We start from the raw sequence: 24,978 nt of genomic DNA, 5'->3' as shown, positions 1-24,978 counted from the left end.
CAAAAAATAATTATTAGAGGTTGAAACAAATGTTGCTATCGCATCGGGTCACAGGAATGCATATATGAATTGGTTCAAGCCAATTTTCCTGAGTTTATTTAAAGCACCTCGTGTGAAGCATTTGTCTACCAGCAATAAAAAAATAAAACCTTCCTTTAGTCTTGAAGCCCTTGAACCTAAAATTTTACTGTCTGCAGAATTAGTCGGAGGAGTGATTGATGGCAGTGTTTATATCGCAGATGATGGCGTAGATAGTTTTAGTTCTCAAGCTGAATTTGATCAGTGGGTTAGCCAACTATCAGGGAATATGGACAGTACTCTAAATAGTAATATTCAAGCTACGTTAAGTGATGCAGAAGCGTTTACTTTTGCCGAATTAGAAACGTTTTTGTCGGCTCAACAGGCACAAACTGATAACCAAGATTTACAGCAGTCACTCTCGGATAAGAACTTAACCAGTACGTCATTAGATGACTCATCATTAGAGTTGATCATTATTGATCCTCGCACCCCGGATTACCTTGAGTTAGTTGAAGGTGTTTCAACCGACTCTGACAGTAATTACCTTATTTATGTATTAGATCCTGATTTAGATGGTGTGCAACAGGTAACGGATTTATTAACAACACACAGTGATTTAAGTGCAGTACATCTAATAAGTCATGGCTCGGAAGGCAGTATTCAACTAGGAAGTAGTTGGCTAACTGCTGAAAACCTTAATCAATATTCACAGCAAATTAGCAGTTGGCAAAACGTGTTTAGCGACGATGCCGATATTCTTATTTATGGTTGTGACTTAGCGGGTAATTTAACGGGTGTACAATTAATTGATGCCTTAGCTGAGTTAACAGGGGCCGATGTAACGGCAAGTGATGATGCGACTGGTCTTGCTGAATTAGGCGGAGATTGGGAGCTTGAATATCAAACTGGCGAGATTGAAACACAAATAGCCTTTAATCAAGAAACACAAAGTACCTGGCAACATACTTTGCTGGATGAAAGTAATTTATGGATCAGCTTTAACGGAACAGGCGGAGGTACTCCTGGCGGAGGGTATAGCAACCAGCTTCTTTCTTTTTCTGATCCCGATCTTGCTTTGGAGCTAGGGGACGGCGATAGTGGAGAAACGGACGGCACGTTTTCTGACGAGTACACATTATCTGAAAATGTGCGTGCGACTCATTATGTGAGTAGCGCTGTCACCGTTGATACGCTTATCGAAGGCGTTCAAGGCACCTATGATCTTGAAGTTGGGCAAGTGGTGCTTTCCATGCTGGCTGATGGAAATGCGGATATCACGGTTAATAAAGTCGGTGGTGGCACCTTAGTTGTCAATAACTCTGACCTTCTCGTTTATAGTCCTTCTGAGGATGCTTACGAATTATTATTAGACGATGCTATTTTAGAATCGGATGGGACGACGGTCGCTGATATCTATGCGATTTCGATTGTTGAAAGTGATACTTCGATTGGTGTTGATACAACGCTAACTGCAGGAACATATTTAATTGCAAGTTCTAACACCACGATACAGTCTGATATCTCCACTTATAGCAATACAACAGGCTTACAAACACTGCTTTCCGGAAGTGATTTTTTAGACGATCCCGAAGAACAAATTCAAGGTTTAGAGTTTATTGAATCGGATATCAACATAGGTGGGCAAACGCTGACCGAAGGCCAGATATTAGTGACAGTGACAACTAATAATGCCAATCCGGTTGGTGGGGACGATGATCCCATTACGGTAGGCTCGGGAAGCACAACGGTTGAAGCAAGCCAAAAAGACATTGTTGTGTTAACCGTTAATGGAACAGAGCAGGATAGTATCCAAATAACAGATGTTGATGCGCAAATTCTCTTTGATGCGTCGGATATGGATATTTTAGTTTTTGAAGACCTCTTTACGGCCGGGGAAGTCAACGCACTGTCGTTATTCACAACAACAATAATACCAGAAGCTACAAACCTTTCACAAACACTAGACTATACCGAAGGTGATGATAGTGTCGCGATAACGGATATTGTTATTTCGGGCATTGATAGCACGGAGATTGTAACGGCGACGTTAACACTAACAAATACGGTAACAGGTGTTTTGAGCACCGATAAATTTGGTGATGCGACCAGCATCTATGATAGCAATACCGGGATTTGGACTGTCACTGGTTCAGTGGCCGATGTTAATGATGCATTGGCTGATGTGGCTTTTATTCCTGCTACTAATAATGATAATAATACAAGCATTACTACACATATTGAAGATAGTGACGGTGATGGCCCCTCTGACGGAGTAATTAATCTTAATGTGACTGCGGTTGATGAGTTAATACTGTTATCTACTACGGGTAATGTTAGCTCGCCAAGTGGTGCTGATGGTTTAGATAGTTGGGAGGATTCAACAGTATTTGGCTTTGTTCCTGATGAAATTGGTTTAGGAACAACAACCAGTGGCGAATTCAATGAGTTATTTGACCTGGCTTTGTTTACAAATGATACCAACGTAGATGCATTGCATTATGTCTCACAGGATATCAGTATTGGTACAGGCTCTGCGATTAGTTTATTAGTAGGAGATGTATTATTTTCTACTTCCACAGATGAAACTTTAATCAATAGCGATGGCAGTACATTGGATGTCAAAAAAGAAGATATTGTTATTTTCCGTTCTGATGTAGCGGGAGATTATAGTTCTGGCACCTTTACTTTGTTATTTACTAATCCTAGTGCTACTGATATTACAGCTGTTAGTTTAGTTCAAGAAGATACCTTAGTGGGTGGTACCGTTATTCAAGCGGGCTCTTTTTTGTTTGCCGAGAACAGTTCTTCTATTTATGTATTCACTCATGGTGATATATCCTCATTAGCAACTGACGGTTCAGTGCAATTATTAGTCAACGGTCAACAAGAATCTACTTATGATGACGACGAAAAGCTTTTCCCAGACAAGATAATAGGTATTGAGCTGGTTGAATATGAATATACCCTTGCTGGCACGACCCTTCAGGCGGGTACTATTCTTATTACAACTGATGGTAATAACAATGTTTCACTGAATAATACCCAATCAGGCACTCGTCATGATATTTATGCTTTAAATCTTACACAGACTGAAATCGACTCTAGTAGCACTAAGGGGACTGTTTCTTTATTTTTAGATGGCACAGATGTTGGACTCGATAGTAACAATGAAAGCCTTGATGCTATTAGTTTTGTAGAGCCACAGATATTCATTAATTCTGCACCGACAGGAAATGTGCTTATTTCCGGAACGGCTACCGAAGACCAAGTGCTAACGGCAGATACTTCTGCTATCAACGATGTTGATGGTTTAGGGACATATAGTTATCAGTGGCTAAGAGATGGCATCATTATTAATGGTGCAACAAACAATACTTATACACTTGACGATGCTGATGTTGGGACGGCAATTAGTGTGACAGTGAGTTATACAGATGCTAAAGGAAGTGCAGAGTCGTTAACTTCATCAGAAACAGTCGCGATCAGCAATGTTAATGATGTGCCAAATGCAACGAACCTTAATCAGGAGCATGCTTATACTGAGGGTGATAGTAGTGTTGAGCTCGATGATATTGTTATTAGTGATGTTGATACGGCAGACACTCTCAGTGCAACGTTAACGTTAGCCAATAATTCAACCGGTGCATTAACTACCGGGGTGTTTGGAGCTAGCACAAGTAGCTATGATAGTGATACTGGTGTTTGGTCTGTCACAGGTTCACTTAGTGATGTGAATGCTTGCTTTAGGCGCTGTTGCGTTTGTACCAACCACAAACAATGATATTAATACCAGTATTACCACCCATATTGAAGATTTGTCTGGTGCAGGGCCTGTTGATGGTTTAATTAACCTGAATGTCACAGCAGTTAATGAACTATTGTTATTATCAACGACGGGCAGTGTTAATTCGGCACCAGGTTTAGATAGTTGGGATGCTTCAACGATTTTTGGCTTTGACCCTGATGATAATGGTTTAGGCTCTAATACCAATGGTATGTTTAGTGAGTTATTTGATCTTGATTTGTTTGCCAGTAATGCCTCAGTTGATGCATTACATTTTGTGTCGCAGGATATTAGTGTTGGCACGGGGTCAGGGATTAATCTATTAGCAGGGGATGGGTTATTTTCTGTCTCTGCGGATATCACACTAACCAATAGTGACCTAACAACATTAGATGTGAAAAAAGAAGATGTTGTTATTTTTCGTCCTGATGTCGCGGGTGATTATAGTACAGGATCCTTTAGTCTCTTATTTAGCAATCCTAGCGGTAATAATATTGAAAGTATTACTTTGGCCGAAGAAGAGACCCTTGTCGGAGATATTGTCATACAGGCCGGTTCCTTTTTGTTTACAGAGGGAAGCACTTCTATTTATATTTTTACGCCAGATGATTTATCTATTTCATCGAGTAATGGCAATGTGGAAAGGCTCATTGATGGCGGAGAAGAGTCTCTTTATGGCGATGGCAACGACATTTTCCCTGATAATATAATAGGCATTGAACTGGTTGAAAATGAATATACCATTGCTGGCACGACCCTTCAGGCAGGTACCCTTCTTATTACGACAGATGGTAATGGCAATGTTTCTCTAAGTGATACGCAGTCTGGTAAACGCCAAGATATTTATGCTTTAAATCTTACACAAACAACACTTGGCTCAGGTAGCACTGATGGTTCAGTTTCATTATTTTTTGATGGCTCGAATGTTAGTTTAAATAACAATAGTGCAAGTCTTAATGCTATCAGCTTTGTTGAGTCTCAGACAGTTGCTAATACAGCCCCAACGGGAAATGTAGTTGTTACGGGGAATTTGACAGAAGATCAAATATTAACAGCGGATACCTCTGAAATTAATGATTCAGATGGTTTAGGGAGTTTAGTTATCAGTGGCTCAGGGATGGAACCGTCATTAGTGGTGCAACAATGAGCACCTATGAACTTGGCGATCTTGATGTAGATAATTCAATAAGTGTCAGAGTGAATTATACTGATGGAGTCCGAAATTTAGAGATTTTAACTTCTTCAGAGACGGCGACAATCTCTAATATTAATGATGTGCCGACAGCGACCAATTTAAACCAAACAGTTCCTTATATAGAAGGTGATAGCAGTGTTGAGCTAGGAAATATTGTTATCACAGATGTTGATACGACAGAAACTCTCAGTGCAACCTTAACCATCGCTAATACCGCTGTTGGTAGTTTAACCACAGGCACATTTGGATCTACCACTAGTAGCTATGATAGTAACACTGGGGTTTGGTCTGTCACTGGATCGCTTAGCGATGTCAATGCGGCATTAGCATCAGTAGCTTTTGTGCCAACCACTAACAATGATATTAATACCAGTATTACCACTCATATTGAAGATGCATCGGGTACTGGCCCAAGTGATGGTCTTATTAGCCTTAATGTTAGTGCAGAAAATGATGTACCCTCTGCCACTAATTTAACCCAAGTACAGAGCTACACAGAGGGGGCAAGTAGTGTTGCACTTGATGATATTGTTATTAGCGATGTGGACACAGGGGAAACTATTACTACTACGTTAACCTTAGAAAATACTGCCACAGGTGGGTTAACTACTGGCACTTTTGGTGCGACGAGCAGTAGTTATAATAGTGGAACTGGGGTTTGGTCAGTAACAGGATCTGTGAGTGATGTGAATGCTCGCTTTAGCTTCCGTTGCGTTTGTGCCAACCACTAATAATGATATTAATACCAGCATTGCCACTCATATTGAAGATCTCTCTGGCACAGGCCCAAGTGGTGGCCTTATTAGCCTTAATGTTAGTGCAGAAAATGATGCGCCTACAGCAACCAATTTAACCCAAGTACAAAGCTATACAGAAGGAGCAAGCAGTGTTGCGCTTGATGATATTGTTGTTAGCGATGTGGACACTGGGGAAACGATTACTGCCACATTAACCTTAGCAAATCCAGTTGCTGGAGTGTTAACCACAGGCACTTTTGGCACGACGAGCAGTGATTATGATAGTGGAACTGGGGTTTGGTCTGTAACAGGATCTGTAAGTGATGTGAATGCGGCTTTGACTGCCGTTGCGTTTGTGCCAACCACTAACAATGATATTAATACCAGCATCACCACCCACATTGAAGATTTCTCTGGCACTGGCCCAACTGATGGCCTTATTAGCCTTAATGTTAGTGCAGAAAATGATGCGCCTACTGCCACTAATTTAACCCAAGTACAAACCTATACAGAAGGTACAAGCAGTGTTGCACTTGATGATATTGTTATTAGCGATGTGGACACTGGGGAAACGATTACTGCCACATTAACCTTAGCAAATCCAGTTGCCGGAGAGTTAACCACAGGCACTTTGGGAGCGACGAACCAGTGATTATGATAGTGTCACTGGGGTTTGGTCTGTCATAGGATCAGTTACTGATGTGAATGCCGCTTTAGCTTCCGTTGCGTTTGTACCAACCACTAATAATGATATTAATACCAGTATTAGCAGTCATATCGAAGATAGTGCTGGAACAGGCCCTACGAATGGTTCAATTGCTCTAATAGTAACAGCTGAGAGTGATGACCCAACATTAGAAAATAATATTCCTGATCAGTCCGTTAATGAAGATAGCCTGTTCAATTTTACTTTCAATGAAAATACCTTTAATGATGTTGATAGTGGCGATAGCCTTTCCTACAGTGCACAACTTGTCGGCGGAGGTGCGTTACCGAGTTGGTTAAGCTTTAATGCCAATTCTCGGACTTTTACGGGTACCCCTTTAAATGCGGATGTTGGCACAATTTCAATTGAAGTCATTGCCGATGATGGTAACGGAGGCACTCCTGCGTCAGATAGTTTCGATATTGTTATATCAAACGTCAATGATAACCCAACTCAAGAGAATGAAATAAGTGATCAAAATGCAAACGAAGATGTGTTGTTTACTTTTACCTTCGCAGAAAACACTTTTAATGATGTTGATAGTAGCGATAGCCTTACTTATTCTGCTCAGCTGGAAGGAGGATCTGCTTTACCCACTTGGTTAAACTTTGACTCAAGTACACGCACTTTCAGTGGCACCCCCGCGAATGATGATGTTGGCTCACTATCGATTGAAGTGATTGCTGATGATGGTCAGGGAGGGACAACAGCAACAGCCTCTTTCAATCTTGCGATTGCCAACACTAACGATGCTCCGGCAGGGGGCATAACAATTAACGGTAGCGCTATAGAAAATCAGACTTTGACGATAGATACTTCCACGCTATCCGATGATGATGGTTTAGGTGTTTTTAGTTATCAATGGTTAAGGGATTCGGTCGCAATTAGTGGTGCAACAAATAATAGTTATACCCTTGATGATGCTGATGTTGGCTCAGTTATCTCCTATCAAGTTAGTTATACAGATAGTTATGGTGCCTACGAAACCGTCACTAGTACACCAACAGCTTCTGTAGCAAATATTAATGATCTTCCAACAGGTATGGTATCTATCACAGGTACAGCTACTGTCGGTAGCACCCTTACTGCAAGTAATAATCTTGCTGATGATGACGGTTTAGGCTCCATTAGTTACCAATGGCAACGAAATGGTACGGATATTACAGGCGCTACAGGAAGTACCTATACTATTACCGTTTTAGATGATAATGAGACGTTAAATGTCGTTGCGAGTTATACCGATTTAAATAATACGTTGGAAACCGTTTCAAGTACGGCAACTGCGACTGTGACTGGCACAAACTATTCCCCAACGGGTAGTGTTGATATTACAGGTTTAGCTCAGGAAGGCGAAACGTTAACAGCTGATACTTCTACCTTAGCCGATGCAGATGGGTTAGGTAGCTTTAGTTATCAATGGCAGCGAGATGGTGTCAATATATCTGGCGCCACTGCTAGTAGTTATGTCTTAGATAATGACGATGTTGGTTATACTTTGAAAGTCGTTGTCACTTACTTGGATAAAGGCTCTCCTGTTGGGACGGTGGAAAATGTAAGCAGTGATGCATCAGCTGTGGTTACGAATGTTAATGGAGCACCAAGCGCCACTGAAATGACTCAGTCAAAAAACTATATAGAGGGTGATGTAAATGTTGCCTTGAATGACATTGTTGTCAGTGATGCCGATATAGGAGACATGATCACAGCCACCTTAACACTAAATGATGTCAATACTGGTATTTTAACAACCGGCACTTTTGGCGCCAGCACAAGCACTTATGATGAAGTGACTGGCATTTGGACTGTCACAGGAACGGTGGACGATGTTAATAGCGCGCTTGCTGATGTCACCTTTGCTCCACTAACTAATAACGATGTTAACAGCAGTATCACCACTCATATCGAAGACGCATTAGCGACTGGGCCTGCTGATGGTGTTATTTACCTTCAAGTAAATGCAATTAATGACGATCCAACACTGGATAATGCTATTGCGAATCAACTCGCAACGGAAGATAGCGCCTTTAGTTTTACGTTTGCGAGCGATACTTTTAGTGATCTTGATACTGGTATATCTTTGAATTACACAGCACAACTTGTTAGTGGTGGTAGTTTACCTGGCTGGCTTAGTTTTAATAATTCAACACGTACATTCAGTGGCACACCACTAAATGATGATGTGGGTATTATTAATATTCGAGTTTTTGCTAGTGATGGGCAAGGAGGATCGCCTGCCAGCGACAGCTTCACTATTACAGTATCTAATAGCAACGATACCCCCTCTGGTAATGTAACAATTATTGGTAGTGCTACCGAAGATCAACTCTTAACAGCAGACACAAGTAGTATTTACGACCAAGATGGGATTGGAACTTTTAGTTACCAGTGGTTACGTGATGGTTTAAATATCAGCGATCAAACTAACAATACATATACGCTTACTGATGCGGATGTGGGTAGTCAAATCAGTGTTGTGGTCAGTTATGTTGATGCACGTGGAAGCAATGAAAGTTTGACTAGTCTTGCAACGACATCTGTATTGAATATTAACGATGCACCTACTGCTTCCAATCAAACCCAAGTCAAGAACTATACAGAAGGTGATAGTAGCGTCGCTTTTGATGATATTGTGGTGACTGATTTAGATGATTCAGAAATCATTAACGCAACTTTAGTTTTATTAGAACCAACTTCAGGCTCTTTGAGTACAGGAACCTTTGGCAGTTCAACGAGCAATTATGATAATGCTACGGGTGTGTGGACGGTTAGTGGTTCGGTAGTAGACGTAAATGCAGACTTTAGCAAGTGTTGCTTTTTTGCCAACTGCTAATAATGATATTGATGTGACTGTGACAACACATATTGAAGATGCTGCTGGAGCTGGGCCTAGCGATGGCATTATTAGTTTAGTTGTGAGTCCTGTGAACGATGATCCCGTTGTAAATAATGCTATTGTTGATCAAAATGCCACTGAAGACAGTTTATTTAGTTTCACCTTTGCAACTGATACCTTTAACGATGTTGATACGGGAGCAGTATTAACCTACAGCGCACAACTTTCCGATGGCAGTGCTTTACCAAGCTGGTTAAGTTTTGATGCGGATACTCGTACTTTCAGTGGCACACCATTGAATGGTGATGTCGGTAGTTTATCGATTGAAGTCACCGCCGATGATGGTTTAGGCACGCCAGCGACTGATAGTTTTGATTTAATGGTTGCAAATACTAACGATGATCCGGTTGTCACTAATGCGATTAGTGATCAAAACGCCACCGAAGACAGTGTCTTTAGTTTCACCTTTGCAACTGATACTTTCACTGATGTGGATGCAGGTGCAGTATTGACCTATAGCGCACAACTCTCCGATGGCAGTACTTTACCCAGCTGGTTAAGTTTTGATGCAGATACTCGTACTTTTAGTGGCACACCACTTAATGCAGACGTCGGTAGTTTATCGATTGAAGTCACCGCTGATGATGGTTTAGGCACGCCAGCGACCGATAGTTTTGATTTAGTGATTGCAAATACTAATGATGATCCAGTTGTCACTAATGCGATAGCGGATCAAAACGCGACTGAAGACAGTATCTTTAGTTTTACTTTTGCTTCCGATACTTTTACCGATGTTGATGCGGGATCAGTATTAACCTATAGCGCACAGCTATCAGATGGCAGTGCTTTACCAAGCTGGTTAAGTTTTGATGCGGATACTCGTACTTTCAGTGGCACACCACTTAATGCCGACGTGGGTAGTTTATCGATTGAAGTCACCGCCGATGATGGTTTAGGTACGCCAGCCACTGATAGTTTTAATCTAGTGATTGCAAATAGCAATGATGATCCGGTTGCCACTAATGCGATTAGTGATCAAAACGCCACGGAAGACAGTGCATTTAGTTTCACCTTTACAGCCGATACTTTTAGCGATGTGGATGCAGGTGCAGTATTGACCTTTAGCGCACAACTCTCCGATGGCAGTGCTTTACCAAGCTGGTTAAACTTTGATGCAGATACTCGTACTTTCAGTGGCACACCACTTAATGCAGATGTTGGTAGTTTATCGATTGAAGTCACTGCCTATGATGGTCTAGGTACGCCAGCGACTGATAGCTTTGATTTAGTGATTGCAAATACTAATGATGATCCTATTGTCACTAATGCAATAGCGGATCAAAACGCCACGGAAGATAGTGTCTTTAGTTTTACCTTTGCAGCCGATACTTTTACCGATGTGGATGCAGGTGTGACCTTAACCTACAGCGCACAACTTTCCGATGGCAGTGCTCTACCAAGCTGGTTAAGTTTTGATGCAGGTACTCGTACTTTCAGTGGTACACCACTTAATGCAGACGTCGGTAGTTTATCGATTGAAGTCATCGCCGATGATGGTTTAGGTACGCCAGCAGTAGATAGTTTTGATTTAGTGGTTGCAAATACTAACGATGATCCAGCATTAACCAACGCCATTGCAGATCAAAACGGGACCGAAGACTCGGCGTTTAGTTTTACATTTGCCACCGATACCTTTACTGATGTAGATGCAGGTGAGACCTTAACCTACAGCGCACAGCTATCCGATGGTAGTGCCTTACCAAGCTGGTTAAGTTTTGATGCGGATACTCGTACTTTCAGTGGCACACCACTTAATGCAGACGTGGGTAGTTTAAGTATTGAAGTCACTGCCGATGATGGTTTAGGTGCGCCAGCAGTAGATAGTTTTGATTTAGTGATTGCAAATACTAATGATGATCCCGTTGTAAATAATGAAATAGCGGATCAAAACGCCACCGAAGATAGTCTATTTAGTTTTACTTTTGCCAACGATACTTTTACAGATGTGGATGCAGGGGCAACATTAACCTACAGTGCACAACTTTCCGATGGTAGTGCTTTACCAAGCTGGTTAACTTTTGATGCAGATACAAGAACCTTTAGTGGCACACCACTTAATGCAGACGTCGGTAGTTTATCGATTGAAGTGACTGCCGGTGATGGTTTAGGTGGTACTCCTGCGACTGATAGTTTTGATTTAGTGGTTGCAAATACTAACGATGATCCGGTTGTCACTAATGCAATTAGTGATCAAAATGCCACGGAAGATAGTCTATTTAGTTTCACCTTTTCTTCCGATACTTTTACTGATGTGGACGCAGATGCGACCTTAACTTATAGCGCACAACTTTCCGATGGTAGTGCCTTACCAAGCTGGTTAAGTTTTGATGCCAATACAAGAACCTTTAGTGGTACACCACTCAATGAAAATGTGGGTAGTTTATCGATTGAAGTGACTGTCGATGATGGTTTAGGCACGCCAGCGACTGATAGTTTTGATTTAGTGATTACAAATACTAATGATGATCCTGTTGTTAATAACGCCATTGCCGATCAAAATGCCACTGAAGACAGTCTCTTTAGTTTTACCTTTGCGACCGATACTTTTACCGATGTGGATGCTGGGACAGTATTAACCTATAGCGCACAGCTATCAGATGGCAGTGCTTTACCAAGCTGGTTAAGTTTTGATGCGGATACTCGTACTTTCAGTGGTACGCCATTGAATAGTGATGTAGGTGGTTTATCAATTGAAGTCACCGCCGATGATGGTTTAGGTACGCCTGCGACCGATAGTTTTAATCTAGTGATTGCAAATACTAATGATTATCCGGTTGTCACTAATGCGATTAGTGATCAAAATGCCACTGAAGACAGTGTCTTTAGCTTTACCTTTGCAATCGATACTTTTACCGATGTGGATGCGGGAGCAGTATTAACCTATAGCGCACAACTTTCCGATGGCAGTGCTTTACCAAGCTGGTTAAGTTTTGATGCGGATACTCGTACTTTCAGTGGCACACCATTGAATGGTGATGTCGGTAGTTTATCGATTGAAGTCACCGCCGATGATGGTTTAGGCACGCCAACGACTGATAGTTTTGATTTAGTGGTTGCAAATACCAATGATGATCCGATTGTCAATAATGCGATTCGTGATCAAAACGCCACGGAAGATAGTGTCTTTAGTTTCACCTTTGCTTCCGATACTTTTACCGATGTGGATGCAGGTGCGACCTTAACCTATAGCGCACAACTTTCCGATGGCAGTGCCTTACCTAGCTGGTTAAGTTTTGATGCGGATACTCGTACTTTCAGTGGCACACCACTAAATGCGGACGTAGGTAGTTTATCAATTGAAGTCACCGCTGATGATGGTTTAGGTACGCCAGCGACTGATAGCTTTGATTTAGTGGTTGCTAATACTAACGATGATCCGGTTGTCACTAATGCGATAGCGGATCAAAACGCGACTGAAGACAGTGTATTTACTTTCACTTTTGCTTCCAATACTTTTACCGATGTTGATGCGGGTGCCGTATTAACTTATAGCGCGCAACTCTCCGATGGCAGTGCCTTACCTAGCTGGTTAAGTTTTGATGCGGATACTCGTACTTTCAGTGGCACACCACTTAATGCAGACGTCGGTAGTTTATCGATTGAAGTCACCGCCGATGATGGTTTAGGCACGCCAACGACTGATAGTTTTGATTTAGTGGTTGCAAATACCAATGATGATCCGATTGTCAATAATGCGATTCGTGATCAAAACGCCACGGAAGATAGTGTCTTTAGTTTCACCTTTGCTTCCGATACTTTTACCGATGTGGATGCAGGTGCGACCTTAACCTATAGCGCACAACTTTCCGATGGCAGTGCCTTACCTAGCTGGTTAAGTTTTGATGCGGATACTCGTACTTTCAGTGGCACACCACTAAATGCGGACGTAGGTAGTTTATCAATTGAAGTCACCGCTGATGATGGTTTAGGTACGCCAGCGACTGATAGCTTTGATTTAGTGGTTGCTAATACTAACGATGATCCGGTTGTCACTAATGCGATAGCGGATCAAAACGCGACTGAAGACAGTGTATTTAGTTTCACTTTTGCTTCCAATACTTTTACTGATGTTGATGCGGGTGCCGTATTAACTTATAGCGCGCAACTCTCCGATGGCAGTGCCTTACCAAGCTGGTTAAGTTTTGATGCGGATACTCGTACTTTCAGTGGCACACCACTTAATGCAGACGTCGGTAGTTTATCGATTGAAGTCACCGCCGATGATGGTTTAGGCACGCCAACGACTGATAGTTTTGATTTAGTGGTTGCAAATACCAATGATGCTCCGATTGTCACTAATGCGATAGCGGATCAAAACGCCACGGAAGATAGTGTCTTTAGTTTCACCTTTGCTTCCGATACTTTTACCGATGTGGATGCAGGTGCGACCTTAACCTATAGCGCACAACTTTCCGATGGCAGTACCTTACCTAGCTGGTTAAGTTTTGATGCGGATACTCGTACTTTCAGTGGCACACCACTAAATGCGGACGTAGGTAGTTTATCAATTGAAGTCACCGCTGATGATAGTTTAGGTACGCCAGCCACTGATAGTTTTAATCTAGTGATTGCAAATACTAATGATGATCCTGTTGTCACTAATGCAATAGCGGATCAAAACGCCACTGAAGACAGTATCTTTAGTTTTACCTTTGCGACCGATACTTTTACTGATGTGGATGCAGGTGCCGTATTAACCTACAGCGCGCAACTCTCCGATGGCAGTGCTTTACCAAGCTGGTTAAGTTTTGATGCAAGTACTCGTACTTTCAGTGGCACACCACTTAATGCAGACGTGGGTAGTTTAAGTATTGAAGTCACTGCCGATGATGGTTTAGGTGCGCCAGCAGTAGATAGTTTTGATTTAGTGATTGCAAATACTAATGATGATCCCGTTGTAAATAATGAAATAGCGGATCAAAACGCCACCGAAGATAGTCTATTTAGTTTTACTTTTGCCAACGATACTTTTACTGATGTGGATGCAGGTGCAGTATTAACCTATAGCGCGCAACTCTCCGATGGCAGTGCCTTACCTAGCTGGTTAAGTTTTGATGCAAGTACTCGTACTTTCAGTGGCACACCACTTAATGCAGACGTGGGTAGTTTAAGTATTGAAGTCACTGCCGATGATGGTTTAGGTGCGCCAGCAGTAGATAGTTTTGATTTAGTGATTGCAAATACTAATGATGATCCCGTTGTAAATAATGAAATAGCGGATCAAAACGCCACCGAAGATAGTCTATTTAGTTTTACTTTTGCCAACGATACCTTTACTGATGTAGATGCGGGTGCCGTATTAACCTATAGCGCACAACTCTCCGATGGTAGTGCTTTACCTAGCTGGTTAAGTTTTGATGCAGATACTCGTACTTTCAGTGGCACACCACTTAATGCAGATGTTGGTAGTTTATCGGTTGGAGTCACCGCTGATGATGGTTTAGGTACGCCAGCGACCGATAGTTTTAATCTAGTGATTGCAAATACTAATGATGATCCGGTTGTCACTAATGCGATAGCGGATCAAAACGCCACCGAAGATAGTCTATTTAGTTTTACTTTTGCCAACGATACCTTTACTGATGTAGATGCGGGTGCCGTATTAACCTATAGCGCGCAACTCTCCGATGGTAGTGCTTTACCTAGCTGGTTAAGTTTTGATGCGGATACTCGTACTTTTAGTGGCACACCAACGAATGGTGATGTGGGCAGTTTAAGTATTGAAGTTACCGCCGATGATGGTTTAGGTGGCACAGTCGCTACAGATACTTTTAATCTAGTGATTGCTAATACTAATGATGATCCGATTGTCAATAACGACATTGCCGATCAAAACGCCACGGAAGACAGTGTCTTTAGTTTCACCTTTGCTTCCAATACTTTTACCGATGTGGATTCAGGTGCAGTATTAACCTATAGCGCGCAACTCTCCGATGGCAGTGCCTTACCTAGCTGGTTAAGTTTTGATGCGGATACTCGTACTTTCAGTGGCACACCACTAAATGCGGACGTAGGTAGTTTATCAATTGAAGTGACTGCCGATGATGGTTTAAGTGGCACGGTCGCAACAGATACTTTTAATCTAGTGATTGCTAATACTAACGATGAGCCGGTTGTAAATAATGAAATAGCGGATCAAAACGCCACCGAAGATAGTCTATTTAGTTTTACTTTTGCCAACGATACCTTTACTGAAGTAGATGCAGGTGAGACCTTAACCTACAGCGCACAGCTATCCGATGGTAGTGCCTTACCAAGCTGGTTAAGTTTTGATGCAAGTACTCGTACTTTCAGTGGTACACCACTTAATGGTGACGTTGGTAGTTTATCAATTGAAGTCACCGCTGATGATGGTTTAGGTACGCCAGCGACCGATAGTTTTGATTTGTTGATTGCAAATACGAATGATGATCCTGTTGTAGCTAATGCGATAGCGGATCAAAACGCAACTGAGGACAGTGTATTCAGTTTCACCTTTGCTACCGATACATTTAGCGATGTTGATACTGGATCAGTATTAACCTATAGCGCACAGCTATCAGATGGCAGTGCTTTACCAAGCTGGTTAAGTTTTGATGCGGATACTCGTACTTTCAGTGGTACGCCATTGAATAGTGATGTAGGTGGTTTATCAATTGAAGTCACCGCCGATGATGGTTTAGGTACGCCAGTAACGGACAATTTTAATCTAGTTATCGCAAATACTAATGATGATCCGGTTGTAAATAATGCAATAGTGGATCAAAACGCCACGGAAGATAGTGTATTTAGTTTTACCTTTGCTTCCGATACCTTTACTGATGTGGATGCAGGTGCGACCTTAACCTATAGCGCACATCTATCAGATGGCAGTGATTTACCAAGCTGGTTAAGTTTTGATGCCAATACAAGAACCTATAGTGGCACACCAACGAATGCCGACGTTGGTAGTTTATCAATTGAAGTCACTGCTGATGATGGTTTAGGTACGCCAGCGACAAATACTTTTAATCTAGTGATTGCTAATACTAATGATGATCCAGTATTAACCAACGGCATTGCCGATCAAAACGGGACCGAAGACAATGCATTTAGTTTCACCTTTGCTTCCGATACTTTTACCGATGTGGATGCGGGAGCTGTATTAACCTATAGCGCACAACTCTCCGATGGCAGTACTTTACCAAGCTGGTTAAGTTTTGATACAGATACAAGAACCTTCAGTGGCGCACCATTGAATGGTGATGTCGGTAGTTTAAGTATTGAAGTCACCGCCTATGATGGTTTAGGTACACCAGCGACGGATAGTTTTGTTTTGCTAATTGCCAATACCAATGATGATCCCGTTGTAAATAATGCGATAGCGGATCAAAATGCCATCGAAGACTCAGTCTTTAGTTTTACCTTTGCTACCGATACCTTTACTGATGTGGATGTAGGTGCGACCTTAACTTATAGCGCACAACTCTCCGATGGTAGTGCTTTACCAAGCTGGTTAAATTTTGATGTAGATACAAGAACCTTTAGTGGCACACCATTAAATGCTGACGTGGGTAGTTTATCGATTGAAGTCACCGCTGACGATAATCAAGGTGGTAGAATTGCAACAGAAAGTTTCGCCATGATCATTACTAATGTTAATGATGCTCCGGTTGGTTCTGTAATAATCAATGGCGAATTATCAGAAGGAGAGTTTTTAACCGTAGACACAAAACAGATTTCTGATGAAGATGGTTTAGGAACATTTACATTTCAATGGCAGAAAGACGGAGTAGATATATTAGGCGCAACTGCAGTAAGTTACCAATTACAGGAAAATGATCTCGGCTCAAATGTTTCTGTGAAAGTGAACTATCAGGATGCAAAAGGCGCTTTTGAAAGCATCACTAGTCAGTCACTAGCTATCCCAGTTGATGATGTTTTTGAAGAAGATGAAATTGATACTAGCATCACAGTCATACCTATCGAAATTGAAACGACGGTGGAAGTGGTAACAGAAAGTGTTGAAGAAGAAGTCATTGAGCAAATAGAAGAAATACAGGAAATACGTGAAGAAGACGTTCTTACAGAGCTAAATGACTTATTCCAAGAACAACCCTCTGTATTTGAAGTTGATGATAACCAAGAAAATATATTAGTAATAGAGAACAATACTAAATCGAATAACCAAGAAAAAGAAACCTTGCAAGGTATATTAGAGATCAATGATGGGTTACTTAAGGATAATTATCTAACCTACGAAGACCCTTTATTATTATTACAAAGTAACAATTTTATCCGAGAGTTAGATGATATGCGTCAGGATATTAATCAAGACATGGATTTCAGCAAAACAGTCGTTGGAAGCTCTTTAGCTGTTTCTGCTGGGATTTCAGCTGGTTATGTTGCATGGTTAGCACGAAGTGGTGTTTTGTTAAGCAGTGTTTTAAGTACCTTACCTATGTGGCGATTTATTGATCCCCTTCCAATATTAAACCAAACAGGAAACGCCTTAGAGGGTGACGACGAGTCTTTAGAGTCTATTGTGGAAGATGGAAGTGTTGAAGACGAAAATAATGAAAGTGCTACAGATGCATCGGATGAAGAAAATAATAAATAAAGTTATTCTCATAAAGGCTTAAATAAAAGGATTGTAGATTGATAGGTCGAATATTTAAAGGACAGAGTCCAAAATCAAAAATATCATTAGGGTTAGTAAGTATTTTGGTTTGTATATGCATTGGGGCTTCTCTTCTTGGCTTATTTCCTGATAGATATGGTGCGGTGTTAGCTGGGAGAGTCGCAATTGCTGAATTGGTTGCTGTCAATAGTTCCGCATTTATTACACGCAATGATATTCGTCGTATGGAAGCTAATCTACAAATATTAATTTCTCGAAATGATGACATTCTATCGGCGACAGTAAAACCGATGAATGGTAAAAGTGTTGCTGTGATTGGTGAACATGAAACCAAGTGGGAGCCTTTAGAAGAGGGCTTTTCAACAGAGTCACAATTAATTGTTCCGATTTGGGAAGGGAAAAAACAATGGGGACATATTGAGTTACGTTTTACCCCTTTAAAAGAAAAAGGCTGGTTTGCTTTCTTTTTTGAGCCCTTAGCACAATTTATTCTATTTCTTTCATTCTTCAGTTATTTCATTTTTAAATACTACCTTGGAAAAATGCTTAAACAATTAGATCCCTCTCAGGCCATTCCAGGACGAGTACGTTCTGCTTTAGATACCATGGCTGAGGGATTGCTAGTGCTTGATATTAAGCAAAATATTGTCTTGGCCAATGAAGCATTTTCGCAGTTAGTAAAAGAAGACCCTGAGAAAATAATGGGTCGAAATATTGAAAAATTTAATTGGCGGCATGCTGATAAAAATAATGGCATTCCAATTGTCATAGAGCAAAAATACCCATGGAAAATTGCCTTAGAAACTAGCTCACTACAAATGAATCATATGTTGTACTTAGAGCTAGATGAACATACTCGCCATACTTTCATGGTTAACTGTTCGCCTGTATTAGGTCAAAATGGCAAAGTGGCTGGCATGATGGTCAGTTTTGATGACATTACAGAATTGGAAGAAAAAGAGATTGAATTGCGTCGTTCTAAAGAAGAAGCTGAAATGGCAAACCGAGCAAAAAGTGACTTCCTCTCTCATATGAGCCATGAAATTCGTACGCCAATGAATGCTATTTTAGGTTTTACCGAAGTACTAATGAGAGGTAACAAAAATGATCCTGTTGAAAATGAACGCTATTTATCAACTATCTCTTCAAGTGGTAAACATTTACTTGGTTTAATTAATGATATTTTAGATTTATCCAAAGTAGAAGCAGGCAGAATTGAGGTTGAAAATGTCGTCACGCCAGTACATAAAATTGTACAGGAAGTGGTAAAAATTATGTCTGTAAAGGCAAGGGAAAAGAATATTCAACTTGAATTTATTGCTTTAGATAGTATGCCAGAATCGGTAATAACAGATGTCGCGAAAGTGAGGCAAATACTGACCAATCTAGTGGGTAACTCGATTAAATTTACTGAAAAGGGCAGTGTAAAACTGATCTCTCATTATCATGTAGAAGGCAAAAAATCTCGATTAACTATTGATGTTGTTGATACTGGTATTGGTATGTCGCGACAACAGCTTGATTCAGTATTTCAGCCCTTTGTACAGGCTGACAGTTCTATTACACGACGTTTTGGTGGTACTGGATTAGGGTTAACAATTAGTAAGCGTTTCGCTGAAGCATTAGGTGGCGATATTAAGGTCACTAGTAAATCGGGCGAAGGTAGTTGTTTTACTTTAAGTATAGAGCTTCAAACAGTCGCAGGTTGCAAATGGTTATCACCTGAGCAAGTGATACAAGAAACAATAGCACAGGATGAGGAGCAAAAAGTAACTTGGACTTTCCCTGATGCTAAGGTGTTGGTAATAGATGATGGTGTTGAAAACCGTGATTTATTAGATGTGATCTTAACTGACGCAGGGCTAAAAGTGCAGACAGGGGTTAATGGTAAAGAAGGATTAATTAAGTCCTTAACTAAACCCTTTGATTTAATTCTAATGGATATTCAAATGCCTGTTATGGATGGTTACACGGCGGTTGGTTTGATGCGAGAAAAAGGCATTACTATTCCCGTTATTGCTTTAACAGCCCATGCAATGAAAGGCGCTGAAAGTGAATGTTTAGTCGCTGGTTATTCAGGTTATATGACCAAACCCATTGATATTGATAAATTACTTAAGACACTTGCTGATGAACTCGGTGGTAAAGCAAGTTATGTGGATAAAATTAAACAGCCAAATCAAGCAGATATTCACATAGAGCAACCAGCAATTATAAGTAATATAACTAAACCAGCTATTCACTCAACGTTAGCTGGAAGCTCGGATAAATATCGCGACTTAATCCTGCGTTTTGTTGAACGATTACAAGGCCAGCTTAACAAAATTGAACAGGTCGCAACAGCTGAGCAATATGAAACCTTGTCAGACCTTGCACATTGGTTAAAAGGTTCAGCTGGCTCTGTTGGTTTTCATGACTTCACTGAACCTGCGGAAGAACTTGAAAAACAAGCAAAGCAAAAAAATAATCAAGCTATTGCTGATAAAGTTACTGAGATTAAAGATCTATTTTCACGTATTGAAAAAGAAGATAAAAATCAAATATCTAATAAAGGAAGTGATGAAATAGCTTTAAATACAGGTACAGTAGAGACAATACAGGCTAAACAATTATTAAATGAAATTAATACCCAAACTGCCAGCCCAATTTATTCTTCATTACCCGGCAGTACAACTAAGTATCGCAGTTTGATAGAGCGCTTTATTGTGCGTTTAAAAGCACAATTTGTTGAGATAGAAAACGCGACTTCGGCTAAGGACTATGAAAAACTTGAGGACCTTGCACACTGGTTAAAAGGTTCCGCTGGCTCCGTTGGTTTCCATGATTTTACAGAGCCTGCCGAAGAGCTAGAGCAGTATGCAAAACAAAAAGATGATTCTGGTATTAATGTAAAAACAAATGACATTAAAAGTTTGATCGCTCGCATTGAAGTTCAAAAATAATTCACTGCTTGTTATAAAAGGTCTACACTTAGTATTTACATAGATAATAAAGAATAAAATAAGCGAATCGAAAAGTAATGATTTTGATATCAAAATAAGCGTTTTTGTACAGAAGGAGAATTGAGTGAGAGATATAACATTAGGACAATCGCAAAGAACGAATGTTTATGTCGACGATCTCAATTCAATGTTAAAAAATGCAGTCATCATGATGGTTGATGATGAGCCTATTCTTATGGAAATATTGCAAGTATTTCTTGAAGATGAAGGTTATGAAAATTTTATTACCATCGAAGATTCAAGGCTCGCTATGAGCAATCTAGTAAAAATCCAACCTGATATTCTTCTATTAGACCTCAAAATGCCTAATGTAAATGGTTTTGAAATCTTACAGCAAGTGAGAAAGAACGAAATTTTAAAACATTTACCAGTGATTGTTTTAACCTCATCTTCCGATGCCGAAACCAAATTAAAAGCTTTAGAACTAGGGGCAACGGATTTTCTTGCGAAACCCATCGATGCGAGTGAACTAGCACTACGTTTACGCAATACCTTAACGGTAAAGGCTTATTTAGACCAGTTAGCTTTTTATGATTCATTAACCGGATTACCAAACAGAGAGCGTTTTTTAGATCGTTTAGATTGGGCGCTATTAAGCGCAGAACGAACTCAAGATTCTGTTGCTGTGATTGAATTAAGTATTGATCGTTTCAAACAAGTGAATGATTCTTTAGGGCCAAATGCTGGAGATATGTTGTTAAAACAAATCGCCGACCGCCTGTCTGGTTTAGTTAGATTGAGCGACGTTATTTCCCATACTGGTAGAAATAATTTGTGGCAGAACCTTTCTCGTTTAAGTGGTGATGAATTTTCAATTTTGTTACCCGATGGAAAAGCGAGCGAAGATGTCGCCTTTGTAGCAGGGCGTTTATTAAGTTCTTTAAAAGAAGTTTTTTCAATCGAGGGACAAGAAGTATTTATTACCGGGAGTATTGGTATTGCTGTTTACCCGGAGGATGGAAAAAGCACAGATTCTTTAATCCAAAATTCAGGCGTAGCAACACAATATGCAAAACAAAAAGGTAGGGATAATTACCAGTTTTATTCAACAGAGTTAAACCAAAAAGCAAAGGAACGCTTAGAAATAGAGTCTGAATTACGTCATGCCATAGAGCAAAATGAGTTTGTGGTGCACTATCAACCTAAGGTGAATTTGAGTACAGGTTTAGTGATAGGGATGGAAGCCTTAGTACGTTGGCAACATCCTAATAGAGGATTGTTATCTCCCTTTCATTTTATTGAAATTGCAGAAGATTCAGGATTAATTCCTGGCATTGGAGAGTTGGTAATGCGCCAGGCTTGCCAGCAACATAAAATTTGGCAGAATAAAGGCTTAGATAACCTGCAATTATCGGTTAATGTTTCACCACATCAATTTATGGAAAAACATATTCAAAAAACAATCGATGCGAAAGATTAAATTCTGGAATGGATATTCAGAATTTAATGCTAGAAATCACAGAAAGTATGTTGATTGGTGATGAAGAACGAGTGATGAAAATAATGGACTACATAAAGCAACAAGGCTTGAAGTTATCCATTGATGATTTTGGTACAGGTTACTCTTCATTAAGTTATTTAAAACGTTTTCCGTTAGATGAATTAAAAGTAGATCGATCCTTTATTATTGAAGTACCCAGTAAAAAAGATGACTGTGCTATTGTTAAAGCGATTATTGCAATGGCGCACAGTTTAGAGCTCTCAGTGGTTGCAGAAGGCGTTGAAGAGCAGAATCAACTCGAATTTTTAAAAGAAGTTGGTTGTGATATTATACAGGGGTTTTATTTCAGCAAACCTTTAGTCGCTGATGAATTTGAACAATATGTATTATCGAAAAATGATTTAATAAACACATGTAATTAAAAAGAGTACTCAAAATATCGTTAATTTAAACGCATTACTCTCTTCATATTTTATCTCCAGTCCGCAAAAAACTCTCGTCAATATAGGTTTTTTAAGCCTAAGTAAGCTGGCACTTCGTATAAAGAATAATAGGTAAATACAACCTCGATAAGGAAAAAATTAAACATGAAAAAGTTAGATAGATTTCAACTAACCGATTCTGATGTGGCAATGAAAGCAATTGTGACAACAGGAAATGGCGGATACGATAAACTTGTTTATAAAGATGTGCCTGTTCCAACGCCAGCGCCAGGAGAGGTGTTAGTACAAGTATTAGCCGCTGGGGTTAATAATACTGAAATCAATACTCGCCTTGGTTGGTATTCTTCAAAAGTAACAGAGGGAACAGAAAACCTTACTGAGAATGAAGATGAATTAACGGATGCTCGCTGAAACTGCTGATGGTGGCTGGAATGAAGCAACACCTTTTCCTTTTATTCAGGGAACAGACTGTTGTGGTCGTGTAGTCGCAGTTGCCTCTGATGTTGATTCTGCTTTGATTGGTAAACGTATCTTAATTCGTTCTTGTATTCGTGCAAATGGATGGGAAAGCCTAGAAAACATTTGGATGGCCTCGGATTTTGACGGTGCCTTTGCGCAATTTGTTAAAGTGCCAGCAACGGAAGTTTTCCCAATTGAAAGTGATTGGAGCGATGCTGAATTAGGGACTATTCCCTGTGCCTATGGTACCGCTGAAAATATGATCCATCGTGCAGGTGTTGATGCTAATTCTCATGTTTTAATTGCAGGTGCATCGGGTGGTGTTGGTTCGGCGACTGTGCAGTTATGTAAACGCCGTGGTGCAAAAGTTACTGCCATTGTAGGCAAAGATAAAATCGAGCAAGTAAAAGCCCTAGGTGCCGATGCTGTTATTGAAAGAAATGAAAGTGCTTTGAGTATTCTAGGCGAAAAATCCGTTGATGTAGTTATCGATAATGTTGCGGGTGATAAATTCCCTGAGATGACAGAAGTATTAAAACGTGGTGGGCGTTATGCTTCCTCTGGAGCAATCGCAGGCCCCATGGTGACTTTAGACATGCGTACATTTTATTTAAAAGATATTACTTTAATCGGTTGTACTGCTTGGGATGAACCTGTTTTCCCCAACTTGGTTGGATATATTGAGCGCGATGAAATTAGTCCATTATTAGCAAAAAGCTTTGCACTTGCTGATATTGAGTTAGCACAGCGTGAATTTACCGAGAAAAAACATGTGGGTAAATTTGTCTTGTTACCGCCAGCAATGACAGATGAGCAAAAGAGTAATTTTAATCTTTAGATTTGAAAACAAGGCATTTTATGTTTTTAGCAATAAGGGAAAAGTTAAATAATGCTTTTGCTCGGCTTGATACTATTTCCCATGATAATTCTGACTTAAATGAAAAAACATGGTTTGAAATTCAGCCCTGTTCAAAGCTAAAACTTTTTGGTTCAGAGGTAGTTATCACTCAACCAAGCTCTACGTTTTTAGTGTATTTACTTGGGGTATTAACCACTGCGGTGGGCGTTTATTACCTTGCTATCCAAGAGGGCGAGTTGTCTCGCTTGCTTTGGGGATGGTCATTGATCCTATGGGGAGTTGGTGCTTTGCTCGCGGGCACAAGCTATCAAGCCTTTGGTTATCAACTAAAATGTAAAGGCCGGGAAACATGTCGCTGGACTAGCTGGTGGGAGGTCATTTATATGATGTTCCAACAGGTAAGCATGAATCTGATGTTAGTTGCTGTGAGTGCTTCCTGTACAGAGGGAGTACTTTTCTGGCTAACGGTGATTTATGCTGTGTTCAGTAGCATTATTTATATGTTTATGACTTTTATCGGTGGCCTGAAACCTATTAAATCTTGGATCACCTTTGAACGTATGGTTTGGACCTGTGCGCCAGTAATGGCTTTCTTTATGATTTTAAATGGATGGCGTTTTTTTACTTTAGGCACAGATATCGATCTAATGTTATTAGGTTCATGGGCCTTACTTTGGTTAACCATGATTTCATTTTGGATTTATGATTATTTCGGTTGGACGAAAGCGCTATGGGAAAGCAAAAAGATTTGGTTTTCTGAAAATGATGCCTTACATGTTGTGTTAATTGTTTGGGCAGTTTATCTGATTTTCATGGCACCTTATATTACTGATTTTTAG

The 24,978-nt window shown here is 40.4% G+C and carries 12 protein-coding genes; all 12 read left to right on the top strand.

All coding sequences use genetic code 11. The features are described from left to right. Positions 1–64: 64 nt before the first annotated feature. The 12 genes from ACLKMH_RS01075 (at position 65) to ACLKMH_RS01020 (ending at position 24,978) form a co-directional block, all read left to right on the top strand. Positions 65–3,802 carry a DUF4347 domain-containing protein gene (locus ACLKMH_RS01075; RefSeq protein ID WP_413700515.1) on the top strand — a complete coding sequence of 1,246 codons (3,738 nt, stop codon included), beginning with the start codon at positions 65–67 and terminating at the stop codon, positions 3,800–3,802. Continuing rightward, positions 3,756–4,952, top strand: coding sequence for a hypothetical protein (locus ACLKMH_RS01070; protein ID WP_413700514.1), 1,197 nt, complete (start codon positions 3,756–3,758; stop codon positions 4,950–4,952). Before ACLKMH_RS01075 ends, ACLKMH_RS01070 begins: the two co-directional genes overlap by 47 nt. After that, positions 4,949–5,731, top strand: a complete 783-nt coding sequence (locus tag ACLKMH_RS01065; protein WP_413700513.1) for a hypothetical protein — start codon at positions 4,949–4,951, stop codon at positions 5,729–5,731. Before ACLKMH_RS01070 ends, ACLKMH_RS01065 begins: the two co-directional genes overlap by 4 nt. Beyond that, the gene (locus ACLKMH_RS01060) at positions 5,691–6,389 is read left to right on the top strand and encodes a hypothetical protein (RefSeq protein ID WP_413700512.1); all 699 of its coding nucleotides are present in this window, start codon (positions 5,691–5,693) and stop codon (positions 6,387–6,389) included. The genes ACLKMH_RS01065 and ACLKMH_RS01060 overlap by 41 nt, the downstream gene beginning before the upstream one ends. Positions 6,390–6,438: 49 nt before the next feature. Further along, complete coding sequence (locus ACLKMH_RS01055) at positions 6,439–9,273, top strand: putative Ig domain-containing protein (RefSeq protein WP_413700511.1); 2,835 nt, start codon at positions 6,439–6,441, stop codon at positions 9,271–9,273. After that, a complete protein-coding gene (locus tag ACLKMH_RS01050) occupies positions 9,233–17,914 on the top strand; it encodes a putative Ig domain-containing protein (RefSeq protein ID WP_413700510.1) in 8,682 nt (2,893 codons plus the stop codon). Before ACLKMH_RS01055 ends, ACLKMH_RS01050 begins: the two co-directional genes overlap by 41 nt. Positions 17,915–17,952: 38 nt before the next feature. After that, entirely contained in the window at positions 17,953–20,877 is a 2,925-nt protein-coding gene (locus ACLKMH_RS01045) for an Hpt domain-containing protein (RefSeq protein ID WP_413700509.1), read from the top strand. Positions 20,878–21,001: 124 nt separating this feature from the next. Then, the gene (locus ACLKMH_RS01040; protein WP_413700508.1) at positions 21,002–22,357 is read left to right on the top strand and encodes a diguanylate cyclase domain-containing protein; all 1,356 of its coding nucleotides are present in this window, start codon (positions 21,002–21,004) and stop codon (positions 22,355–22,357) included. Between the two features lie 8 nt (positions 22,358–22,365). Then, positions 22,366–22,800, top strand: coding sequence for an EAL domain-containing protein (locus ACLKMH_RS01035; RefSeq protein WP_413700507.1), 435 nt, complete (start codon positions 22,366–22,368; stop codon positions 22,798–22,800). Between the two features lie 165 nt (positions 22,801–22,965). Further along, complete coding sequence (locus ACLKMH_RS01030; protein WP_413700506.1) at positions 22,966–23,232, top strand: hypothetical protein; 267 nt, start codon at positions 22,966–22,968, stop codon at positions 23,230–23,232. After that, positions 23,222–24,118: a zinc-binding dehydrogenase gene (locus tag ACLKMH_RS01025; protein WP_413700505.1), complete on the top strand. Its 897-nt coding sequence runs from the start codon at positions 23,222–23,224 to the stop codon at positions 24,116–24,118. The genes ACLKMH_RS01030 and ACLKMH_RS01025 overlap by 11 nt, the downstream gene beginning before the upstream one ends. 20 nt (positions 24,119–24,138) lie before the next feature. Next, positions 24,139–24,978 (top strand): hypothetical protein, encoded by an 840-nt coding sequence (locus ACLKMH_RS01020; protein WP_413700504.1) that lies wholly within the window; start codon positions 24,139–24,141, stop codon positions 24,976–24,978.

Source organism: Psychromonas sp. KJ10-10 (assembly GCF_047323245.1).
Lineage (GTDB): Bacteria > Pseudomonadota > Gammaproteobacteria > Enterobacterales > Psychromonadaceae > Psychromonas.
The sequence above is the reverse complement of the archived record's forward strand: the minus strand, read 5'-3'. Positions and strand labels throughout refer to the sequence as shown.